Source organism: Streptomyces sp. NPDC107538 (genome assembly GCF_055657445.1).
Map to the genome: position 1 here is coordinate 810,738 of NZ_JBVKAY010000001.1, position 17,372 is coordinate 828,109.

Annotated in this window: 17 protein-coding genes; 12 read left to right on the plus strand and 5 right to left on the minus strand. The window is 71.7% G+C overall.

The window, feature by feature from the left end; translation table 11 throughout:
- Positions 1–26 precede the first annotated feature (26 nt).
- From urtB to urtE, 4 genes are read left to right on the plus strand one after another with little or no spacing between them, the layout of a single operon-like run.
- Positions 27–911 (plus strand): urea ABC transporter permease subunit UrtB, encoded by an 885-nt coding sequence (gene urtB, locus ACZ7MG_RS03575; protein ID WP_471396111.1) that lies wholly within the window; start codon positions 27–29, stop codon positions 909–911.
- The gene (gene urtC, locus ACZ7MG_RS03580; protein WP_471396108.1) at positions 908–2,053 is read left to right on the plus strand and encodes an urea ABC transporter permease subunit UrtC; all 1,146 of its coding nucleotides are present in this window, start codon (positions 908–910) and stop codon (positions 2,051–2,053) included. The genes urtB and urtC overlap by 4 nt, the downstream gene beginning before the upstream one ends.
- On the plus strand, positions 2,050–2,868 hold the full coding sequence (gene urtD / locus ACZ7MG_RS03585) for an urea ABC transporter ATP-binding protein UrtD (protein WP_471396106.1): 819 nt from the start codon (positions 2,050–2,052) through the stop codon (positions 2,866–2,868). The genes urtC and urtD overlap by 4 nt, the downstream gene beginning before the upstream one ends.
- 5 nt (positions 2,869–2,873) lie before the next feature.
- Positions 2,874–3,566 carry an urea ABC transporter ATP-binding subunit UrtE gene (gene urtE / locus ACZ7MG_RS03590; RefSeq protein WP_471396230.1) on the plus strand — a complete coding sequence of 231 codons (693 nt, stop codon included), beginning with the start codon at positions 2,874–2,876 and terminating at the stop codon, positions 3,564–3,566.
- Positions 3,567–3,637: 71 nt separating this feature from the next.
- Here the strand turns inward: urtE and ACZ7MG_RS03595 are convergent, their stop codons facing one another.
- On the minus strand, positions 3,638–5,038 hold the full coding sequence (locus tag ACZ7MG_RS03595; protein WP_471946106.1) for an MFS transporter: 1,401 nt from the start codon (positions 5,036–5,038) through the stop codon (positions 3,638–3,640).
- Positions 5,039–5,204: 166 nt separating this feature from the next.
- Between ACZ7MG_RS03595 and ACZ7MG_RS03600 the strand changes: the two genes are divergently transcribed.
- Genes ACZ7MG_RS03600 through ACZ7MG_RS03610 form a run of 3 tightly spaced genes read left to right on the plus strand, consistent with a single transcriptional unit; the run spans position 5,205 to position 7,426 of the window.
- On the plus strand, positions 5,205–5,564 hold the full coding sequence (locus ACZ7MG_RS03600) for an ArsR/SmtB family transcription factor (protein WP_471396544.1): 360 nt from the start codon (positions 5,205–5,207) through the stop codon (positions 5,562–5,564).
- 9 nt (positions 5,565–5,573) lie between these two features.
- The gene (locus ACZ7MG_RS03605) at positions 5,574–6,488 is read left to right on the plus strand and encodes a LysR family transcriptional regulator (protein WP_471396546.1); all 915 of its coding nucleotides are present in this window, start codon (positions 5,574–5,576) and stop codon (positions 6,486–6,488) included.
- Positions 6,485–7,426 carry an endonuclease/exonuclease/phosphatase family protein gene (locus tag ACZ7MG_RS03610; protein ID WP_471396549.1) on the plus strand — a complete coding sequence of 314 codons (942 nt, stop codon included), beginning with the start codon at positions 6,485–6,487 and terminating at the stop codon, positions 7,424–7,426. Before ACZ7MG_RS03605 ends, ACZ7MG_RS03610 begins: the two co-directional genes overlap by 4 nt.
- A 6-nt stretch (positions 7,427–7,432) precedes the next feature.
- On the opposite strand, the gene ACZ7MG_RS03615 is transcribed toward ACZ7MG_RS03610, so the two are convergent.
- From ACZ7MG_RS03615 to ACZ7MG_RS03630, 4 genes are all read right to left on the minus strand, one after another.
- On the minus strand, positions 7,433–9,529 hold the full coding sequence (locus tag ACZ7MG_RS03615) for a glycoside hydrolase family 43 protein (protein WP_471396551.1): 2,097 nt from the start codon (positions 9,527–9,529) through the stop codon (positions 7,433–7,435).
- 121 nt (positions 9,530–9,650) lie between these two features.
- On the minus strand, positions 9,651–10,583 hold the full coding sequence (locus tag ACZ7MG_RS03620; protein ID WP_471396554.1) for a fumarylacetoacetate hydrolase family protein: 933 nt from the start codon (positions 10,581–10,583) through the stop codon (positions 9,651–9,653).
- A gap of 53 nt (positions 10,584–10,636) precedes the next feature.
- A complete protein-coding gene (paaZ, locus tag ACZ7MG_RS03625; RefSeq protein ID WP_471396557.1) occupies positions 10,637–12,199 on the minus strand; it encodes a phenylacetic acid degradation bifunctional protein PaaZ in 1,563 nt (520 codons plus the stop codon).
- Positions 12,196–13,125: a VOC family protein gene (locus ACZ7MG_RS03630; protein WP_471396560.1), complete on the minus strand. Its 930-nt coding sequence runs from the start codon at positions 13,123–13,125 to the stop codon at positions 12,196–12,198. The genes paaZ and ACZ7MG_RS03630 overlap by 4 nt, the downstream gene beginning before the upstream one ends.
- Before the next feature lie 241 nt (positions 13,126–13,366).
- Between ACZ7MG_RS03630 and ACZ7MG_RS03635 the strand changes: the two genes are divergently transcribed.
- The 5 genes from ACZ7MG_RS03635 (at position 13,367) to ACZ7MG_RS03655 (ending at position 17,363) form a co-directional block, all read left to right on the plus strand.
- Positions 13,367–13,981, plus strand: a complete 615-nt coding sequence (locus tag ACZ7MG_RS03635) for a carboxymuconolactone decarboxylase family protein (RefSeq protein WP_471396563.1) — start codon at positions 13,367–13,369, stop codon at positions 13,979–13,981.
- On the plus strand, positions 13,978–14,826 hold the full coding sequence (locus ACZ7MG_RS03640) for a fumarylacetoacetate hydrolase family protein (protein ID WP_471396565.1): 849 nt from the start codon (positions 13,978–13,980) through the stop codon (positions 14,824–14,826). The genes ACZ7MG_RS03635 and ACZ7MG_RS03640 overlap by 4 nt, the downstream gene beginning before the upstream one ends.
- Positions 14,827–14,932: 106 nt before the next feature.
- Positions 14,933–15,472 carry a MarR family winged helix-turn-helix transcriptional regulator gene (locus tag ACZ7MG_RS03645; protein WP_471396568.1) on the plus strand — a complete coding sequence of 180 codons (540 nt, stop codon included), beginning with the start codon at positions 14,933–14,935 and terminating at the stop codon, positions 15,470–15,472.
- 182 nt (positions 15,473–15,654) lie between these two features.
- Positions 15,655–16,194 carry a cupin domain-containing protein gene (locus tag ACZ7MG_RS03650; protein WP_471396570.1) on the plus strand — a complete coding sequence of 180 codons (540 nt, stop codon included), beginning with the start codon at positions 15,655–15,657 and terminating at the stop codon, positions 16,192–16,194.
- Positions 16,194–17,363, plus strand: a complete 1,170-nt coding sequence (locus ACZ7MG_RS03655; protein WP_471396574.1) for an acyl-CoA dehydrogenase family protein — start codon at positions 16,194–16,196, stop codon at positions 17,361–17,363. Before ACZ7MG_RS03650 ends, ACZ7MG_RS03655 begins: the two co-directional genes overlap by 1 nt.
- Positions 17,364–17,372: the final 9 nt, after the last annotated feature.

Consider the following 17,372-nt stretch of genomic DNA (forward strand, 5'->3'; position numbering starts at 1 on the left):
CCCACCCCCCGACCCGGAGCCGCGTCATGACGGTCATCCTCAATCAATCGTTCACCGGCATCAGCATCGGCGCCGTCCTCCTCCTCATCGCCCTCGGCCTGACCCTCACCTTCGGTCAGATGGGCGTGATCAACATGGCGCACGGCGAGTTCATCATGGCCGGCGCGTACACCACGTACGTCCTGCAGAAGTCCATCAGCGGCGCCGGCACCTCCCTCCTCGTCGCCCTCCCCGCCGCCTTCCTCGTCGCCGGAGCGATGGGCGCGCTGCTCGAATGGCTGCTCATCCGCCGTCTGTACACCAGACCCCTGGACACCCTGCTGGTCACCTGGGGCGTCTCCCTGATGCTCCAGCAGCTGGCCCGGGACATCTTCGGCGCCCCGAACGTGCAGACGGCCGCACCCGACCTCCTCACCGGCAACATCTCGGCCGGCGGCGTCTCCTTCGCCAACAACCGGCTGTTCATCCTCGGCCTCGCCCTGCTCTGCGTCCTCGGCCTCACCCTGATCCTGCGGCTGACCCCGCTGGGCCGCCGTATCCGGGCCGTGGTGCAGAACCGGGACCTCGCCGAGGTGTCCGGTATCGCGACCGAACGCGTGGACCGTACGACCTTCTTCATCGGCTCGGGCCTCGCGGGCGTGGCCGGTGTCGCGCTGACCCTGGTCGGCCCGATCGGTCCGACGATGGGCACCAACTACATCGTCGACGCCTTCCTGGTCGTGGTCGTCGGTGGCGTCGCCCAGCTCAAGGGCAGTGTCATCACGGCCTTCGCGCTCGGCGTCCTGCAGTCGGTCCTCGAATACTCGACGACGGTCAGTGTCGCCAAGGTCGTCGTGCTCGTGGCGATCGTCGCCTTCCTGCAGTGGCGACCCCAGGGCCTGTACACACTGCGCACCCGGAGCCTCGCATGACGACGACAACTCCCGTTCCCGAGAAGACCGTTCCCGACCCGGCGGAGCCCGCACCCTCCCTCCTCGACCGCTTCCGCGTCCCCGGCGCGTTCCTCCTCGGCGCCGTCCTGCTGCTCGGTGTCGCCCCGCTCGCCCTCTCCGACTTCCGGCTCAACCTCCTCGCCAAATACCTGTGTTACGCGATCGTCGCGGTCGGCGTCAGCCTCGCCTGGGGCCGCGGCGGACTGCTCGTCCTCGGCCAGGGTGTCTTCTTCGGTCTCGGCGGCTACGCCATGGCCATGCACCTCAAGCTCGCCGACGCCGCCGACACCGGTCAGACGCTGCCCGACTTCATGCAGCTCTACGGCACCGGCGACACCCTGCCGTGGTGGTGGCAGCCGTTCGCCAATCCGCTGTTCGCCCTCGCCATGACCGTGCTGCTGCCGATGGCGGTCGCCGCGCTGCTCGGCTTCCTCGTCTTCCGCCGCCGGGTCAAGGGCGCCTACTTCGCGATCCTCAGCCAGGCGCTGGCAGCCGCCCTCGCCATCTGGCTGGTCGGCCAGCAGGCCACCACCGGCGGCACCAACGGCCTCACCGACATCCAGGGCTTCTTCGGCTACGACCTCAACGACCCGGTCAACCAGAAGATGGTGTACTTCATCATCGCCGCCGTGCTCCTGCTGCTGATGGCCGCCGCCCGCCAGCTGTTCGTCAGCCGCTACGGCGAACTCCTCGTCGCCGTACGGGACTCCGAGGAGCGCGTCCGGTTCCTCGGCTACGACCCCGCCACCGTCAAGCTCGTCGCGTACGTCGTGGCGGCGGGCATGGCCGGTCTCGCCGGTGCCCTCTTCGTCCCGGCGGTCGGCATCATCTCCCCGGCCCTGATCGGCATCGTCCCCTCCATCGGCTTCGTCATCGGCGCGGCGGTGGGCGGCCGGGCCTCCCTGGTGGGTGCCGTGCTCGGCGCGATCGCGGTCGCCTGGGCGCAGAGCACCCTCTCCGACGCCTTCCCCGCCGCCTGGACCTACCTCCAGGGCCTGCTGTTCGTCCTCGCCGTCGGCTTCCTGCCCGGCGGCCTGGCGTCCCTGGCGGGCGTGGCGCGCCGACGCCGTACCCCCAGGACGATCACCACGGCCCCGGCCCCGACAGGAGGAACGGCATGAGCGGCGAGGGACTGACGATCCGCGATCTCCGGGTGACGTTCGACGGTTTCCACGCCGTCGACGGCGTGGACCTCGACATCCGCCCCGGTGACCTGCGCTTCCTCATCGGCCCGAACGGCGCCGGCAAGACGACCCTCGTGGACGCCGTCACCGGCCTCGTGAAGTCCACCGGATCGGTCCGCTTCGGCGGCGAGGAACTCATCGGCAAGCCGGTGCATCGGATCGCCCGCCTCGGCATCGGCCGGACGTTCCAGACGGCCACCGTCTTCGAGCAACTCACCGTCCTGCAGAACCTCGACATCGCGGCCGGCGCCGGACGCGGCCCGCTGACGCTGCTCCGCCGCCGCAAAGGCGTGCCGGAGGCGGTGACCCGGGCCCTGGAGACCACGGGCCTGACCCACCTGCGCGACCGCCCGGCGGGGGTCCTGGCGCACGGCCAGAAGCAGTGGCTGGAGATCGGCATGCTCCTCGTCCAGGACGTGAAGCTGCTCCTGCTGGACGAGCCGGTGGCCGGGATGAGCCACGACGAACGGGAGGCCACGGGCGAGCTGCTCAGGCGCGTCGCCGAGGACCACACGGTCGTCGTCATCGAGCACGACATGGACTTCATGCGCTCCTTCGCCCGCACCGTCACCGTCCTGCACGCCGGCCAGGTGCTCAGCGAGGGCTCCGTGACCGAGGTCCAGGCCGACGCCAGGGTCCAGGAGGTCTACCTCGGCCGCGCGTCCGAGCCCGCCACCGAGGAGCCCGCCACCGAGGAGCCCGCCGCGACCCCGCCCCCGCCCGTCCCCGTCCCCGCCGCCGAGGAGGCATGACGCCCATGCTGGAGATCGACTCCGTCCGGGCCGGCTACGACCGGACGACCGTGCTGCACGGTGTGACCCTCTCCGTCCCGAAGGACGGCGTCGGTGCCGTCCTCGGCCACAACGGCGCCGGCAAGAGCACCCTGCTGCGCGCCGCCATGGGCCTCATCAGGCCGAAGGGCGGGACCGTGCGGCTGGACGGCGAGGACATCACCCACCTCGCCCCGCACCAGCGGGTGGCCCGGGGCATGGCCTACGTCCCCCAGGGCCAGCAGTCCTTCCCGCACCTCACCACCGCCGAGAACCTGCGACTGGTCGCCGACGGCCGCCCGGACGGCAAGGAGGCGACCGCGGAGGCCCTGGACCTCTTCCCCGTCCTGCGGGAACTGTCCGGCCGCCGGGCCGGTCTCCTCTCCGGCGGCCAGCGCCAGCAACTCGCCCTGGCCCGCGCCCTGATCACCCGCCCCCGGCTCCTCCTCCTCGACGAGCCGACCGAGGGCATCCAGCCCTCCGTCGTCGCCGAGATCGAGGAGACGATCCTCGCCCTGACCCGCCGGGGCGGCCTCTCCGTCCTCCTCGTCGAACAGCACGTCGGCTTCGCCATGCGCGCGGCCGGGCGGTACTACGTGCTGGAGGCGGGCCGGGTCACCTCGTCGGGCGAGGGCGGCACGGGCTCCGAGCAGACGGTCCGCGCGGCGCTCAGCGTGTGATGGTCTGCGCGGCGCTCAGCGTGTGACGAACCGCGGGTGACGAACCGGCGTGCGACGGGCGCGTGATCGGCTCAGTGCCCCCCGGAGTGACGGTGCCGCCAGCCCGTCGGCACCCGCAGGGCGCCCGCCAGATGGGGATGGCCGAGGGGCAGGTCCGTGTGCACATGGGTCACCCGCAGCCGGGCCGCGCGCACCCGGGCCGCGCGCACGTGGCCCGGGTGCGCGTGGGCGGCCGGCGCGGGCGCCGGGCGCGTGCCGGCCGCCGCCCGCGCCGGCCACAGCCGTACGGCCAGCAGTGCCGCGCCCAGGGCGATCGTCCCCAGCGCGAGCACCGCCCAGCCCAGCCCGGCGGCCGCCCCCAGCCACCCGGCGAGCGGATACGTCAGCAGCCAGCAGCCGTGCGAGAGGGAGAACTGCGCGGCGAACGCGGCCGTACGCTCCCCGGGCGGCACCGCGCGACGGATCAGGCGCCCGGTGGGGGTGAGCACCGCCGAGGACGCGGCACCGAACGCGGCCCAGAGCACGAGCAGCGCGGGCAGCCGCCAACTCCCGTCCCGCGCGGCCGTGACGACCCCGAGCCCGGCGAAGACGACGGCCAGGGACAGCGCGCCCGGCAGCATCACCGCCCGGTCCGGCACCTTGTCCAGCACACGCGGCAGTACCAGGGCCACGGCCATCGACCCGGCCCCGTACGCCCCCAGCGCCAGCGCGACGGCGCCCGCCGACAGGCCCAGTACGTCACGGACGTAGACGACGGAGTTGACCGTCACCATGGCCCCGGCCGCCGCGACCGCGAGGTTCAGGGCGAGCAGGGACCGCAGCCCGGGGGCGCCGAGGAACAGACGCGTCCCGGCCGTGGCCCTGGCGTACACACCGCCCGTGCGCGGCACGGATTCGGCGGCCCGCGCGGGCAGGGCGGTCGAGACGACCAGCGCGGCGGAGGCGAGAAAGCCGACGACCGTGCCGCTGAACAACCAGTCGTAGGTCATGACCGACAACAGGGCGGCCGCGAGCGCGGGGGAGAAGAGGCTCTCCAGGTCGTACGCGAGCCGTGACATCGACAGCGCCCGCGTGTAGTCGCGCTCCTCGGGCAGCACCTCGGGGATGACGGCCTGGAACGTGGGCGTGAAGGCGGCCGACGCGGACTGCAGGAGGAACACCAGGACGTACACCTGCCAGACCTCGCCGACGAACGGCAGCGACACGGCGATCCCCGCGCGCACCAGGTCCGCCGACACCATCAGCGCCCGTCGCGGCACCCGGTCGGCGACCGCACCGACGGCCGGCGCGATCACCACGTACGCCACCATCTTGATCGCCAGCGCCGTACCGAGCACGGCTCCGGCGTCGGCCCCCGCGAGATCGTAGGCCAGCAGCCCCAGCGCGACGGTCGCCAGCCCCGTCCCCACGAGTGCCACGACCTGAGCGACAAACAGCCGCCGATAAACACGCTGACGCAGAACGACAAGCATGAGCAGATCATAACTCTCATGTGCGCACCTGCGCACATGAAGGCAGACGGTGCGCACGCCGACGCGCCCCCGAAGGGGCGCGGGGAACTGCGCGACCAGCCACACTCGACCCGCAGCCGAAAGCCGACCCCCTCCGCACCCCCAGCGGAGCGCCTACGCTGGGCACATGCCTGAACGCCATGCCGTCTCACCTGCGTCCGGTGCGCATCTGCGTGCCCCCGACAGCGCACGGCTCATCGAGGCGACCGGAGTGTTCGCGATGCTCTCCGACGTCACCCGGCTGCATCTGCTGTGGCTGCTCGCGCAGGGCGAGTCGGACGTCGGCTCCCTGGCCGAGCGCTGCGAGGCGTCCCGCACGGCCGTCAGCCAGCACCTCGCCAAGCTGCGGCTCGCCGGACTCGTGGACACCCGCCGGGAGGGCCGGCACATCTACTACCGCCTCGGCGACGGGCACTTGCGGCGCCTGGTCGTGGAGGCGCTCAGCCACGCGGACCACCGGGTCAGCGGCCAGGCACCGCACGACTGAGGACGGCTCATGACCGCTGACTTCTCGCTCAGACAGCTGGAGTACTTCGTGGCCGTGGCGGACACGGGCTCGATGAGCGCCGCCGCCGTGCGCTGCCATGCCTCCCAGGCCGGTATCTCCACCGCGATCGCCGACCTCGAACGCCGGCTCGGCGTACAACTCCTGGTCCGGCGGCGGGCCAAGGGCGTCTTCCTCACCGAGGCCGGCACCCGGGTCCTGGCCCACGCCCAGGCCGTCCTCGCCCGCGCCGAGGACCTCAAGGCCGACGCCAGGGCCGAGGAGGGGCAGCTCGCCGGCCGTCTGACGATCGGCTGCTACACCACCCTCTCCCCGTTCCTGGTCCCACCCCTCGTCGACGGCTTCACCCGGCTCCACCCCGGCGTCGACCTGCGCTTCGTCGACGGCTCCCAGGAGGAGATCCGGCAGGCCCTCCTGGACGGCGCCTGCGATCTGGGCCTGCTGTACGAGACCGGCGCCGAGACGGGCCTGACGTGCGCCACCGTGCGGGCCAACAGGCCGTACGTGATCCTCCCGCCGGGCCACCCCCTGGCCGGGCGGGACGCCGTCTCCCTGACCGAACTCGCCGACGAGCCCCTGATCCTCTACGCGGCGCCGCCCGCCCCGGCCAACGCCGACCGCTGGATGCACGGCGTCGGCGTCAAACCGAACATCCGCTACCGCACCTCCTCCATCGAGGCCGTCCGCGGCCTGGTCGCCCGGGGCCTCGGCTACTCCCTGCTGATCCAGCGCTGGCCGACCGACACCAGCTTCGAGGGCCTGCCCCTGGCGTCGGTACCCATCAGCGACCCGCTGGAGGAGGTCAGGGTCGTGATCGCCCACGCCGCGAGCGTCACTCCCACCCGCAGAGCCCGCGCCTTCGCCCAGTACGCCCGCAAGACCCTGCACACGACGGCGACCGCGTGAGGCCGGACCGCCCCGGCCCGGGACGGGTGCTCGCCGTGGTGGCGGTGCTGACGGCGGGGCTGCTGTTCTTCCCCGGCGCGGTCCCCAACTGGGTGGGCCGCGCGGGCAGTCTGCTGGAGGCCTTCCTGCCCTGGCTCGGCCTGGTCGTCGTGGCCTTGCTCGGCCTGGGCCTGCTGTACCGTTCGGCCGTCGCGCTGCTGGCCCTCCTGCTGCCGGTGGCGGCCTGGACGTACACCTTCGGCGGGCTGCTGCTGCCCGGCGCTGGGCCCGGCGCGCGCGATCTGGTCGTGGTGCAGCACAACGTCGGCGACGAGAACACCGACCCGGCGGGCACGGCCCGTGCCCTCGCGGACGCGGGCCCCGACCTCATCGCGCTGGAGGAACTGGTGCCCACGGCGCTCCCGGTCTACGAGAGGGCCCTCGCCCCGGACTACCCGCACCACGCGGTCCGGGGCACCGTCGGCCTCTGGTCGAAGCACCCCCTCACCGAGGCGCGGCTGCTGGACATCAAGCCGCGGGGCATCGTGGAGGAGTGGAATCGCGGGCTGCGCGCGGTGGTCCGCACCCCGCACGGCGACATCGCCGCGTACGTCGCCCATCTGCCCTCCGTCCGCGTGGGGTTGGGCGGACTCGCCTCCCAGCGGCGTGACGAGAGCGCCGCGCTGCTGGGCCGGGCCGTCGCCGCCGAGAGCCGCGACCCCGTGATCCTGCTCGGCGACCTCAACGGCACGGTCGACGACCGCGGGCTGGCGCCCCTGACCGCACGGCTGAACACGGCCGAGCGGGGCTTCGCCTTCAGCTATCCCGCCGGCTTCCCGCTCACCCGGATCGACCAGGTCATGGCCCGCTCGGCGACCGTCACCGACATCCGCACCCTCCCCGCGACCGGCAGCGACCATCTGCCGGTCGCCGCCCGGATCGTCCTGGGCCGGACCTGAGCGCTCTCAGACCGGTCCGATGGACTCCAGCGTCGGTACGACCTCCTCGATCGAGCCGTCCGCCGCGAACACCAGCCGGTCCAGGGTGGATTCGCGGTGCGTGCCGTCGCCGCGCGGAGTACCGGGGCCGGGGATGGCGAACCGGTGGTAGCAGATGAACCAGTCGTCGGTGCCGGGGACGTTGACGACCGTGTGGTGGCCGGTGGCGAGGATCCCGTACTCCGGGCGCTTTCGCAGGATCACCCCCTTCTTGGTCCACGGGCCCAGCGGGGAGGGGCCGGTGGCATAGGCGACGCGGTAGTCCTCGCTGCGGGTGTCGTCCTCCGACCACATGAAGTAGTAGACGCCCCGCCGTTTGATGACGAAGGCGCCCTCCCGGAAGCCGTCCGGGGTGAACCGCCGTACCAGCGCCGGATCGAAGGACACCATGTCCTCGCCGAGCGGCACCCCGTACGCCTCGCAGTTGCCCCAGTAGAGGTACGCCGTGCCGTCGTCGTCCTGGAAGACGGCCGGGTCGATCATCTGGCCCTCGTAGTCGTCGCGCCCGATGAGCGGCCGGTCCAGGGCGTCCCGGAACGGGCCGGTCGGGCTGTCCGCGACGGCCACCCCGATCTGCTGGTTCGCGCAGAAGTAGAAGTAGTACGACCCGTCGCGCTCCCCGGCGGCCGGCGCCCAGGCGTAGCGGTCCGCCCAGCTCACGTCCGACTCCAGGTCGAGGGCGACCCCGTGGTCCTGCCAGGTGACCAGGTCGTCGGAGGAGTACACCTGGAACCGGGTGCCGCCCCAGCCCTCGAAGCCGTCCGTCGTCGGGTAGAGGTAGTAACGGCCGTGGAACTCCTGGATGTTGGGGTCGGCGTGCAGCCCCGGCAGGAGGGGGCTGCGCATGGGAACGGCCTCGACCGTCCAGGTGCGGGCGGTCCCGTCGGCGGTGGTGACGGTGTACCGCCGCGGGGCGCGGAAGTCGCGCGGGGTGCCGGACGGCGGTTCGATCCGGGCATCCGCCGACAGGTCGAACTCCGGGGCGAGACCGTCGAGTTCGATGCCCGGGTGCAGGGGCAGGACGACCTTGGAGGCGGCGTCGTCGACGAGTGCGTACGCCTTCAGTCCGTCCGCCGGGACGGTGGCGTCGACCACGGACGCCTTCGGCGCCCACGCGGCGAGCAGCCGGTCGTACTCGGCGCGCGTCACCGGCAGCACCGCGCCGTGCCGGGCGCCCGGCGGCAGCGCGTGCTCCTCGCACGGCGTCCACGTGCCGGAGTCCGGATCGGCGGTCTCGAAGGGGACGTAGCCGCGTCCGCTGAACTCGTCGATGAACAGGTACCACTTGTGGTCGTCGGCGTTGGACCGGAAGACGATCGGCCCCTCACCCTGCTCGATCGCCCCCTGCCCGATCCGGTCGGCCACGAAGGTGTACGCGGGGGCGCGCAGCCCGGTCGACTTCTCGGCGGTGAGGAACTTTCCGCCGGGGGCGGCGGGGGAGTTGGCCCGCTCGTCCTTGGTGAAGCGGTAGTAGGTGCCGTCGTGCCGGACGACGGTCGAGTCGATGACCGAGTGGCCGGGGTCGTTCCAGACCTGGGGCTCGCTGAAGACGCGGAAGTCCTGGGTGGTCGCGGACAGCATGCGGTTGTGGGTGTCGGCGGTGTGGTCCGGGTCGTCCTCCGCGTACAGCTTCGACGCCCAGAAGACGACGTACGCGCCGAGGTCGGGGTCGTGACAGGCCTCGGGGGCCCAGACGTTCCCGGCGGTGCCGGGGGCGACGCGCACCAGGCGGCGGTCGGTCCAGTGCACCAGGTCGGTGCTCTCCCAGACCATGAGGGAGGTGCTGCCGGTGCGCTGCACCCGGTCCCAGTCGCCGTCCGGTTCGCCGTGCATCCTGAGGTCGGTGGCGATCAGGAAGAACCGGTCGCCCTCCGGGGCGCGGACGAGGAACGGATCACGCAGTCCGCGCGTGCCGAGGTCCGAGGTGAGCACCGGCGCACCGCCGTTCAGCTCACGCCAGCGCAACGGGTCGTCGCCCCGGCTGAGCGCGAACCTGATCTGCTCGCCGTCCGGGCTGCCCTCGCCGGTGAAGTAGACGAAGACGTATCCGGCGTACTCCTGCAAGCCGACCTCCAGGGCTCCAGCACTGCGACCTTTTGACGCTTCCTGTTGGAAACTCGTCGAGAAGTGTTGCTATCTGCGGCGAGTGGCGTCAAGGGTCACTTGCTGGGACTCCCCGGTCGGTTCATACGGCGGTTCCCTCGACGATCTCGACGGTGAGGCGGCCGAGGCCGGTGATCTCGCCCTCCAGCAGGTCGCCGACCTTCATCCACCGCCCGGTGCCGAGGCCGACACCGGCCGGGGTGCCGGTGGAGACCACGTCTCCCGGCTCCAGCGTCAGATGCTCGGTGATCTTCACCAACTGCTCGGGAATGGACCAGATCATGTCCCGGGTGTTGGCGTCCTGCCGGGGCTCGCCGTTGAGCCAGAACCGCAGGCGCAGGTCGTTCTCGTCGACGTACCGGGCCGGGACGATCGCCGGTCCGAGCGGGCAGCTGTCGTCGAAGGCCTTGCCGCCGAACAGGTCGAACTTCACCAGGTGTCGGGGATGCCGCTGCCAGTCCCGGGCGGAGAGGTCGATCGCGATCGTGTATCCGGCCACATGCTCCATCGCGTTCTCCAGCGTCAGCCGACGCCCCCGCCTGCCGATGACGACGGCGAGTTCGAGCTCGTAGTCGAACTTCTCCGTCTGCTCGGGGTAGCGCACGGTCTTCCCCGGCCCCACCAGCGAGGTGGTCGGCGGCTTGAAGAAGAACAGGGGGATCTTCTTGTCCTTCTCCCAGTCGGTGTGACCGCCGTCCTTCTCCATGTGGTCGTAGTAGTTGGCGCCGGTCATCACGACCTTGCGGGGGAACTGGAGAGGCGTGAGGACGTCCTCCGGCGCGGCCGGGGCGGGCAGCGGCGCGGTGGTGTCCGTGCCGTCGGCGAGCCGCTCGGCCGCCTCGACGAGGATCGGCTCGGTCCGCTCCCAGTGGTCGAAGACGTTCATCAGGCCGCGTACCGGCTCCGGGTGCAGTGCCTCGGGGGCGACGTCCGCCAGCGCCCAGTGACGGCCGTCGAGGGACAGCACGGGCGTGGGCCTGCCGTCGACGCGCAGGGTGGCCAGGGAAAAGGTCATGGGAAGGATCTCCGTCGTTCGAGCGGGGTACGGCATCGCGGGTGGGACGGTGGCTACGCGCGCCCGGTGAGCGCCGTCAGCATCCGGGGGCCGCCCTGCACGGCCGTGCGCCGCATGTGGTGGAGGACGCCGCGCATCCCGCCCATCTCCTCACCGCCCCCGGCCCGGCCGGGGCCGCCGTGGATCAGCGCGGGCAGCGGCGCGCCGTGGCCGGTGGACGACTTCGCGGACTCGGCGTCCAGGACGAGGACCCGGCCGTGCCAGGGGGCGAGCCCGACGACCGTACGGCGGGCGAAGTCCGCGTCCCCGGTGACCACGGACGCGGCGAGGCTGCCCCGACCCCGGGCGGCGAGGAAGACGGCATGGTCCGGCGAGGTGTACGGGATGAGCGTGCTGACCGGGCCGAACGCCTCCACCTCGTGCGGGGCGGTGGCCCCGGGGTCGTCGCAGCGCAGCAGCAGGGGCGTGAGGAACGCACCGCGCTCGCCGTCGGCCCCGGTGAACTCCCTGCGGTCCGGGTCGCCCGAGACCAGCCGTGCCGAGTCCAGCAGCGTCTTCACACAGCGCCGTACCTCCTCGCGCTGCCCGAGGCTCGCCAGCGCGCCCATGCGCACGGCAGGGTCGGCCGGGTCGCCCACGACCACCCCGGCCAGTCGGGCGGCGGCGGCCTCGCTCACCGCGTCCATCAGCTCGGCCGGTACGAGGGCGCGGCGGATCGCGGTGCACTTCTGCCCGGCCTTCACCGTCATCTCGGTCACCAACTGATCGACGTACAGGTCGAATTCGGGGGTGCCGGGGGTGGCGTCGGGGCCGAGGACCGAGCAGTTGACCGAGTCGGCCTCGGCGTTGAAGCGCACGGCCTGCCGGACGACCGCCGGGTGCGTCCGCAGCCGCTCCGCCGTGGCCGCCGAGCCGGTGAACGACACCAGGTCCTGTTCGGTGACATGGTCGAGCAGATCGCCCGCTCCGCCGCACACGAACTGCAGACTGCCCGGCGGCAACAGGCCCGACTCCACGACGAGTTCGACCAGCCGGCTGGTGAGCTGGGCGGTCTGGGTCGCGGGCTTGACGAGGCTCGGCACACCGGCCAGCACCGCCGGGGCGAGCTTCTCCAGGGGCGCCCAGACGGGGAAGTTGTACGCGTTGATCTGGACGGCCGCGCCCCGCAGGGGAGTGGCGATGTGCCCGCCGAGGAAGGTCCCGTCCCGGCTCAGACTCTCGCGCTCACCCTCGACGTACACCAACCCCTCGTCGCCGCCCGGCAGTTCACGCTCGCCCAGGGCCGCGTAGTACTGGACGACCCGGAGTCCGCCGTCGATGTCGTACTTCGAGTCGAAGAGTGTGGCACCCGTGGTGGCGGACAGCGCGTACAACTCCTCGCGGTGGCCCCGCAGATGGGCCGCCAGGTCGGCGAGGAGCCGGGCACGCCGGTGGAAGGAGAGGGCGCGCAGTGCGGGGCCGCCGACCGTGCGGGCGTGGTGGAGCGCGGCGGCCATGTCGACGCCGGCCGAGGAGACATGGGCGACCACCTCGCCGGTGACGGCGTGGTGGACGGGTGTCCCCGCCTCGGTGGGGGTGTGCCACCGGTCCTGTACGTAGCTGCGCAGCGCGCTCATGCCTCGGTCCCGTCCGTCGCAGGTGTCCGGACGGCCGCGACCGTGCCGGCGTATCCGTCGTCGCCGTCCGCGACGGCGTGGTGGCCCCAGATGTCGGCCGTGTAGACGCGGCTCACCCAGGTCGCGTCGTCGACCCGGCGGCCCTCGGCGCCCACCTCGATGCCGAAACCGGCGGGGGAGCGCATGTAGAAGGAGAACATTCCGTCGTTGGAGTGCCGGCCCAGTGTCGCCATCAGCGGGACCTTGTGCGCGCGGGCCCGGTCGTGGGCGCGCCCGACCTCGTCCATGTCCGCGACCTCGCACAGCACATGGTGGGTGCCCTCGCGCCTGCGGGACTCGACGAAGGCGATGCTGTGGTGGCGCGGGTTGCAGCCCATGAAGTAGAAGGTCCCGCCGAGCGGCAGATGGGTCACGTCGCTGAGCCGGAAGCCCATGACGTCCCGGTAGAAGTCCACCGCCGCCAGGGCCCGCGGGGACTTGAGGACCACATGGCCCATGCCCTGGTCGCCGGTGACGAAGCCGACGCCGAGCGGGGAGACGAAGGGGGTCGCGGCGACCCGGCGCCCGGTGAACACTTCCGTCCGTACCGCGCAGGGCCCGTCGAACCACAGCATGCGGTCCACCTGCCGCTCGGCGCACTCCTCGGCCGTACCGTCGTGCACCTCGACGCCGTGCGCGCGCAGCCGCTCCACCACCCGGTCCAGGCCCGCCCGGTCGCCGGCCTCCCAGCCGATGTACGTCACACCGCCGGACTCGGCGGGTTCGACGGCGAACCGGTAGGGGTGCTCGTCCAGGCGCAGCAGCCGCGCCCCGGGGGAGCCGGGCGGGCCGGCCGGCATGGTGCCGATCACGTCACCGGCGTACGCGACCCAGCCGTCCGGGTCGGGTGTGCCGATGCCGAGATAGCCCAGGCTGCGAATACTCATCGGAACCTCCACTGGTCGGGGCCCCGCCCGTGAAAGCGCGATGGGCCGCCCGCTCCCCGAAGCTAGTTGTCAGGGTTCTAATTATCAAGACTCTGACGAATCTCCGGACAAGGTTCGCAAGACTCTTGACTGTCAGAGTTCTATCTATCTACGGTCTGGGCATCCGACGACGGCTCCACGGCCGTCACGACGACGTCGGCCGCCCGTCCTCACGGCGCCGGCCGTCACGAAGGGCGATCCCATGCCTGTAGCTGAGCCGCGGCTGTTCCCCGTGGCGGAGACGGACATTCCGGAGAAGGCGCTGACGGCCCTGGAGCCGTACCGCAACGCCGAGGCCGGCGGTGACATCTACGCGATCTGGGCGACGCTCGCCGCGCACCCGGACGCGCTCCGCCGCTTCCTCGTCTTCGGCAACCACGTCCTGGGCAAGAACACGCTGCCCGTCCGGTCCCGCGAGCTGGTGATCCTGCGCGTCGCCTGGCTCACCCAGGCCGAGTACGAGTGGCTGCAGCACGTGCGGATCGCCCGCCGGGCCGGGGTGTCCGACGACGAGATCAGGGCCCTCGGCACCCCCGCACCGGCCGGCTTCGACGAGACCGATCAGGTCCTGCTCCTCGCCACCGACCAGCTGGTCGGCGTCGCCGACCTCGACGACGACGCCTGGAAACGGCTACGGGACCGGCTCGGCACCGAGCAGCTCATCGACCTCGTCTACACGGTCGGCCAGTACCAGACCGTCGCGATGGCCATCAACGCCTTCCGCGTCCAGCCGGAGCCGGACATCGCCGCCCTCCGCGCGGAACTCCCGCTGCCCGCGCCCACCACTCCGCCGTACCCCGTAGGAGAGTCCTCATGAAGCTCGCCAACCTCGCCGGCCGGGCCACCGTCATCGTCGGCGACCGCGCCCTCGACGTGGAGAAGGCCAGCAACGGGGCGCTCGGCCCCGACCCGGCCGTCCTCTACGACCTCGCGCACCACGACGCACTGCGCCGGCTCGCCGCGGCGGCGGGCGACGCCGACCTCGCCGAGTACGACGAGAAGCTGCTCGGCCCGGTCTCCCCGCGCGCCCCGAAGATCCTCGCCGTCGCGCTCAACTACCGGGGCCACGCCGAGGAGTCGGACATGCCGATCCCCGAACAGCCCACGGTCTTCGGCAAGTTCAGCAGCTCACTGACCGGCCCCTACGATCCGGTGATCGTGGCCGAGGGCATCGACAAGTGCGACTTCGAGGCCGAGGTCGTGGTCGTCATCGGCCGCACCATGCGCGCGGTGGAACCCGGCGCGGTCTGGGACGGCATCGCCGGGGTGACCGCCGGACAGGACATCACCGACCGTCGCGAGCAGTGGCGCAAGCCGCTGAACCAGTTCACCCTCGCCAAGTCCTACGACACCTACAGCCCGACCGGGCCGCTGATGGCCACCGTCGACGAGTTCGAGGACCCCGACGACATCGAGATCGTCGGACACGTCGACGACCTGGAGGTCCAGCGCGGCCGGACCTCCGACCTGATCTTCCCCGTCCCGGAGCTGGTCTCCTGGCTCTCCCGCCATGTGACCCTGCAACCGGGCGACCTGGTCTTCACCGGCACCCCCGCCGGCTGCGGAGTCCGCCGCGTCCCCCGGCTGTACCTGGAGCCCGGAATGACACTGACCACCGAACTTCCCGGTGTCGGTACGATGCGCAATCCGATCAGCCGGTGACGTCCGATCGGCCGGTGACAGCCGGCCAGTCGGTGACAGCCGACCAGCCGGGAAGATCGAAACGCGCTGTTACGATGCGAGCGGTCCGGAGGAAGGGAGCCCTCACGTGTCGGACGATCACGTAGGCGACACGGTCGGCGCCGTCGACCATCCGCGCTCCCGCGAGTTCTTCGACAAGGTGCGCAACCGCCACCAGGAGATGGGCCACACGGACCGCCAGCTGGACGGTGTCGCACTGGTCACCCAGCTCACCCGGCTCGTCGCCCGCCTCGTGCAGGACTTCGAGGCCTCCGTGCACCGGCCGCTCGGGATGACCTGGGCCGGCTTCCGGATCATGAACACCCTCTGGGTCTTCGGGGACATGGAACAGCGCGAGATCGCCCGTATCTCCGGCACCTCGCGGGCCAGCGTCTCCAGTGCCCTCAACACGCTCGAAGAGCGCGGTCTCGTCGAGCGGCGCCGCGAGCAGGGCGACCGGCGGCTCGTCCGGGTCTCGCTCACCGAACCCGGCCTCACGATGCTGCACAAGGCCATCGAGGGACAGACCGAGCGCGAGCACGCCTGGATGGGTGTACTGGAGGACCAGGAGATCTCCCAGCTGGTCACCCTGCTGGGCAAGATGGTCAACCAGAAGCACCCGGAGTAGCCGGAGCGGTCCGTCTTTCGGCGGCTCCCGGGAGAGCCATCGCGTGAAGTTGTAAGACCCTTGACGATTAGAACCCGGACGTTTACGTTCTCCGCGACTCTCGCCCTGATTCCCCCCTTCTCTCGCTTCTCCCTTCTTCGTTCCATCTCTTCGTTCCATCTCGCACCACGAGGAGTACGACCATGCCCCGCAGAATCGTCACCGGCCTGAACGAGGACGGGCAGGCCGCCGTCGTGCAGGACGGGCCCGCGCCGCGTACCTACGAGCTGAAGCACACGCCGGGCTTCGCCAACTCGCTCGTGTGGTCGACGGCAGCCGAGCCGGTCGTCCCCTTCGCCGGGGCCGATCCGACTCCGGCCGTGGCCTCGTACGTGCCGGCGCCCGGTGAGACCCGGCTGATCCACCTCGTGATCCCGCCGGACACGGTCTACGCGACCGAGGGCTTCGACTTCGCCGCTGCCGCCGCCGAGCGGCTGGAGACCAGCCCCGGTCTGGCCGAGCTGTTCGAGCCGGACGCGCCCGGGATGCACACCACCGACACCGTCGACTACGGCGTCCTCCTCCAGGGCGAGATCGTCCTCGAACTCGACGCGGGCAACGAGACCACCCTCGCCCCCGGCGACATCGTCATCCAGAACGGCACCCGGCACGCCTGGCGCAACCGCTCCGACGCCCCCGCCGTCGCGCTCTTCGTCCTCATCGGCGCACGGAGGACCAACTGATGCCGCACCTCGACCCCACCGACGCCCTGGACCTCGACTCCGAACTCGACGAGGTCGAACGGCTCATCCGGGACACCGTCGCCGCGTTCGTCAAGGACAAGGTCACCGACCACGTCGCCGACTGGTTCGAGGCGGGCACCTTCCCGACCGCCGAACTCGGCCCGGAGATCGGCAAGTTGGGCCTGCTGGGCATGCATCTGGAGGGCTACGGCTGTGCCGGCGCCAGTGCCACCGCGTACGGCGTGGCCTGCCGCGAGCTGGAGGCCGCCGACTCGGGGCTGCGCAGCTTCGTGTCCGTGCAGGGCTCCCTGGTGATGTTCCCGATCCACCGCTACGGCTCCGAGGAGCAGAAGCGGGAGTGGCTGCCGAGGCTGGCCTCCGGTGAGGCGATCGGCTGCTTCGGGCTCACCGAACCCGACCAGGGCTCCGACCCCGGTGGCATGCGCACCCAGGCCAAGCGCGACGGGGACGACTGGGTCCTCAACGGCACCAAGATGTGGATCACCAACGGGTCCATCGCCGACATCGCGGTCGTCTGGGCCCGCACCGAGGACGGCATCCGCGGCTTCCTCGTCCCCAAGGGCACCCCCGGCTTCACCAGCAGCGAGATCCACCGCAAGCTTTCCCTGCGCGCCTCGGTCACCGCCGAGCTGCACCTGGAGGACGTCCGGCTGCCGGGCGACGCGGTGCTCCCGGGAGCGACCGGACTGCGCGGACCGCTGTCGTGTCTGTCGGAGGCCCGCTTCGGCATCCTCTGCGGAGTCGTCGGCGCCGCCCGCACCTGCTACCTCTCCGCGCTCGAATACTCCACCACCCGCGAGCAGTTCGGGCGGCGGATCGGCGGCTTCCAGCTCACCCAGGGCAAACTCGCCGCGATGCAGGTCGAGTTGGTCCGCTCGCAGTTGCTGGCCCTGCGGCTGAGCAAGCTCAAGGACGCCGGGAAGCTCCGCCCCGAGCAGGTCAGCCTCGGCAAGCTCGCCAATGTGCGCGCCGCCCTGGACATCGCCCGCTCGGCCCGCACCGTCCTCGGCGCCAACGGCATCACCACCGAGTACCCGGTGCTCCGGCACGCCAACAACCTGGAGACGGTCCTCACCTACGAGGGCACCGAGGAGATCCACACCCTCGTCGTCGGAGAGTCCGTCACGGGCCTCCCGGCATACCGCTAGGACCCCGGA

What these genes read in the sequence shown, in the direction of transcription:
- ACZ7MG_RS03630 (WP_471396560.1), bottom strand. Translation starts at nt 13,125, where the DNA reads ATGAGTATTCGCAGCCTGGGCTATCTCGGCATCGGCACACCCGACCCG.
- urtB (WP_471396111.1), top strand. Translation starts at nt 27, where the DNA reads ATGACGGTCATCCTCAATCAATCGTTCACCGGCATCAGCATCGGCGCC.
- ACZ7MG_RS03605 (WP_471396546.1), top strand. Translation starts at nt 5,574, where the DNA reads ATGACCGCTGACTTCTCGCTCAGACAGCTGGAGTACTTCGTGGCCGTG.
- ACZ7MG_RS03620 (WP_471396554.1), bottom strand. Translation starts at nt 10,583, where the DNA reads ATGACCTTTTCCCTGGCCACCCTGCGCGTCGACGGCAGGCCCACGCCC.
- urtD (WP_471396106.1), top strand. Translation starts at nt 2,050, where the DNA reads ATGAGCGGCGAGGGACTGACGATCCGCGATCTCCGGGTGACGTTCGAC.
- ACZ7MG_RS03655 (WP_471396574.1), top strand. Translation starts at nt 16,194, where the DNA reads ATGCCGCACCTCGACCCCACCGACGCCCTGGACCTCGACTCCGAACTC.
- ACZ7MG_RS03635 (WP_471396563.1), top strand. Translation starts at nt 13,367, where the DNA reads ATGCCTGTAGCTGAGCCGCGGCTGTTCCCCGTGGCGGAGACGGACATT.
- paaZ (WP_471396557.1), bottom strand. Translation starts at nt 12,199, where the DNA reads ATGAGCGCGCTGCGCAGCTACGTACAGGACCGGTGGCACACCCCCACC.
- urtC (WP_471396108.1), top strand. Translation starts at nt 908, where the DNA reads ATGACGACGACAACTCCCGTTCCCGAGAAGACCGTTCCCGACCCGGCG.
- ACZ7MG_RS03640 (WP_471396565.1), top strand. Translation starts at nt 13,978, where the DNA reads ATGAAGCTCGCCAACCTCGCCGGCCGGGCCACCGTCATCGTCGGCGAC.
- ACZ7MG_RS03600 (WP_471396544.1), top strand. Translation starts at nt 5,205, where the DNA reads ATGCCTGAACGCCATGCCGTCTCACCTGCGTCCGGTGCGCATCTGCGT.
- ACZ7MG_RS03595 (WP_471946106.1), bottom strand. Translation starts at nt 5,038, where the DNA reads ATGCTTGTCGTTCTGCGTCAGCGTGTTTATCGGCGGCTGTTTGTCGCT.
- urtE (WP_471396230.1), top strand. Translation starts at nt 2,874, where the DNA reads ATGCTGGAGATCGACTCCGTCCGGGCCGGCTACGACCGGACGACCGTG.
- ACZ7MG_RS03650 (WP_471396570.1), top strand. Translation starts at nt 15,655, where the DNA reads ATGCCCCGCAGAATCGTCACCGGCCTGAACGAGGACGGGCAGGCCGCC.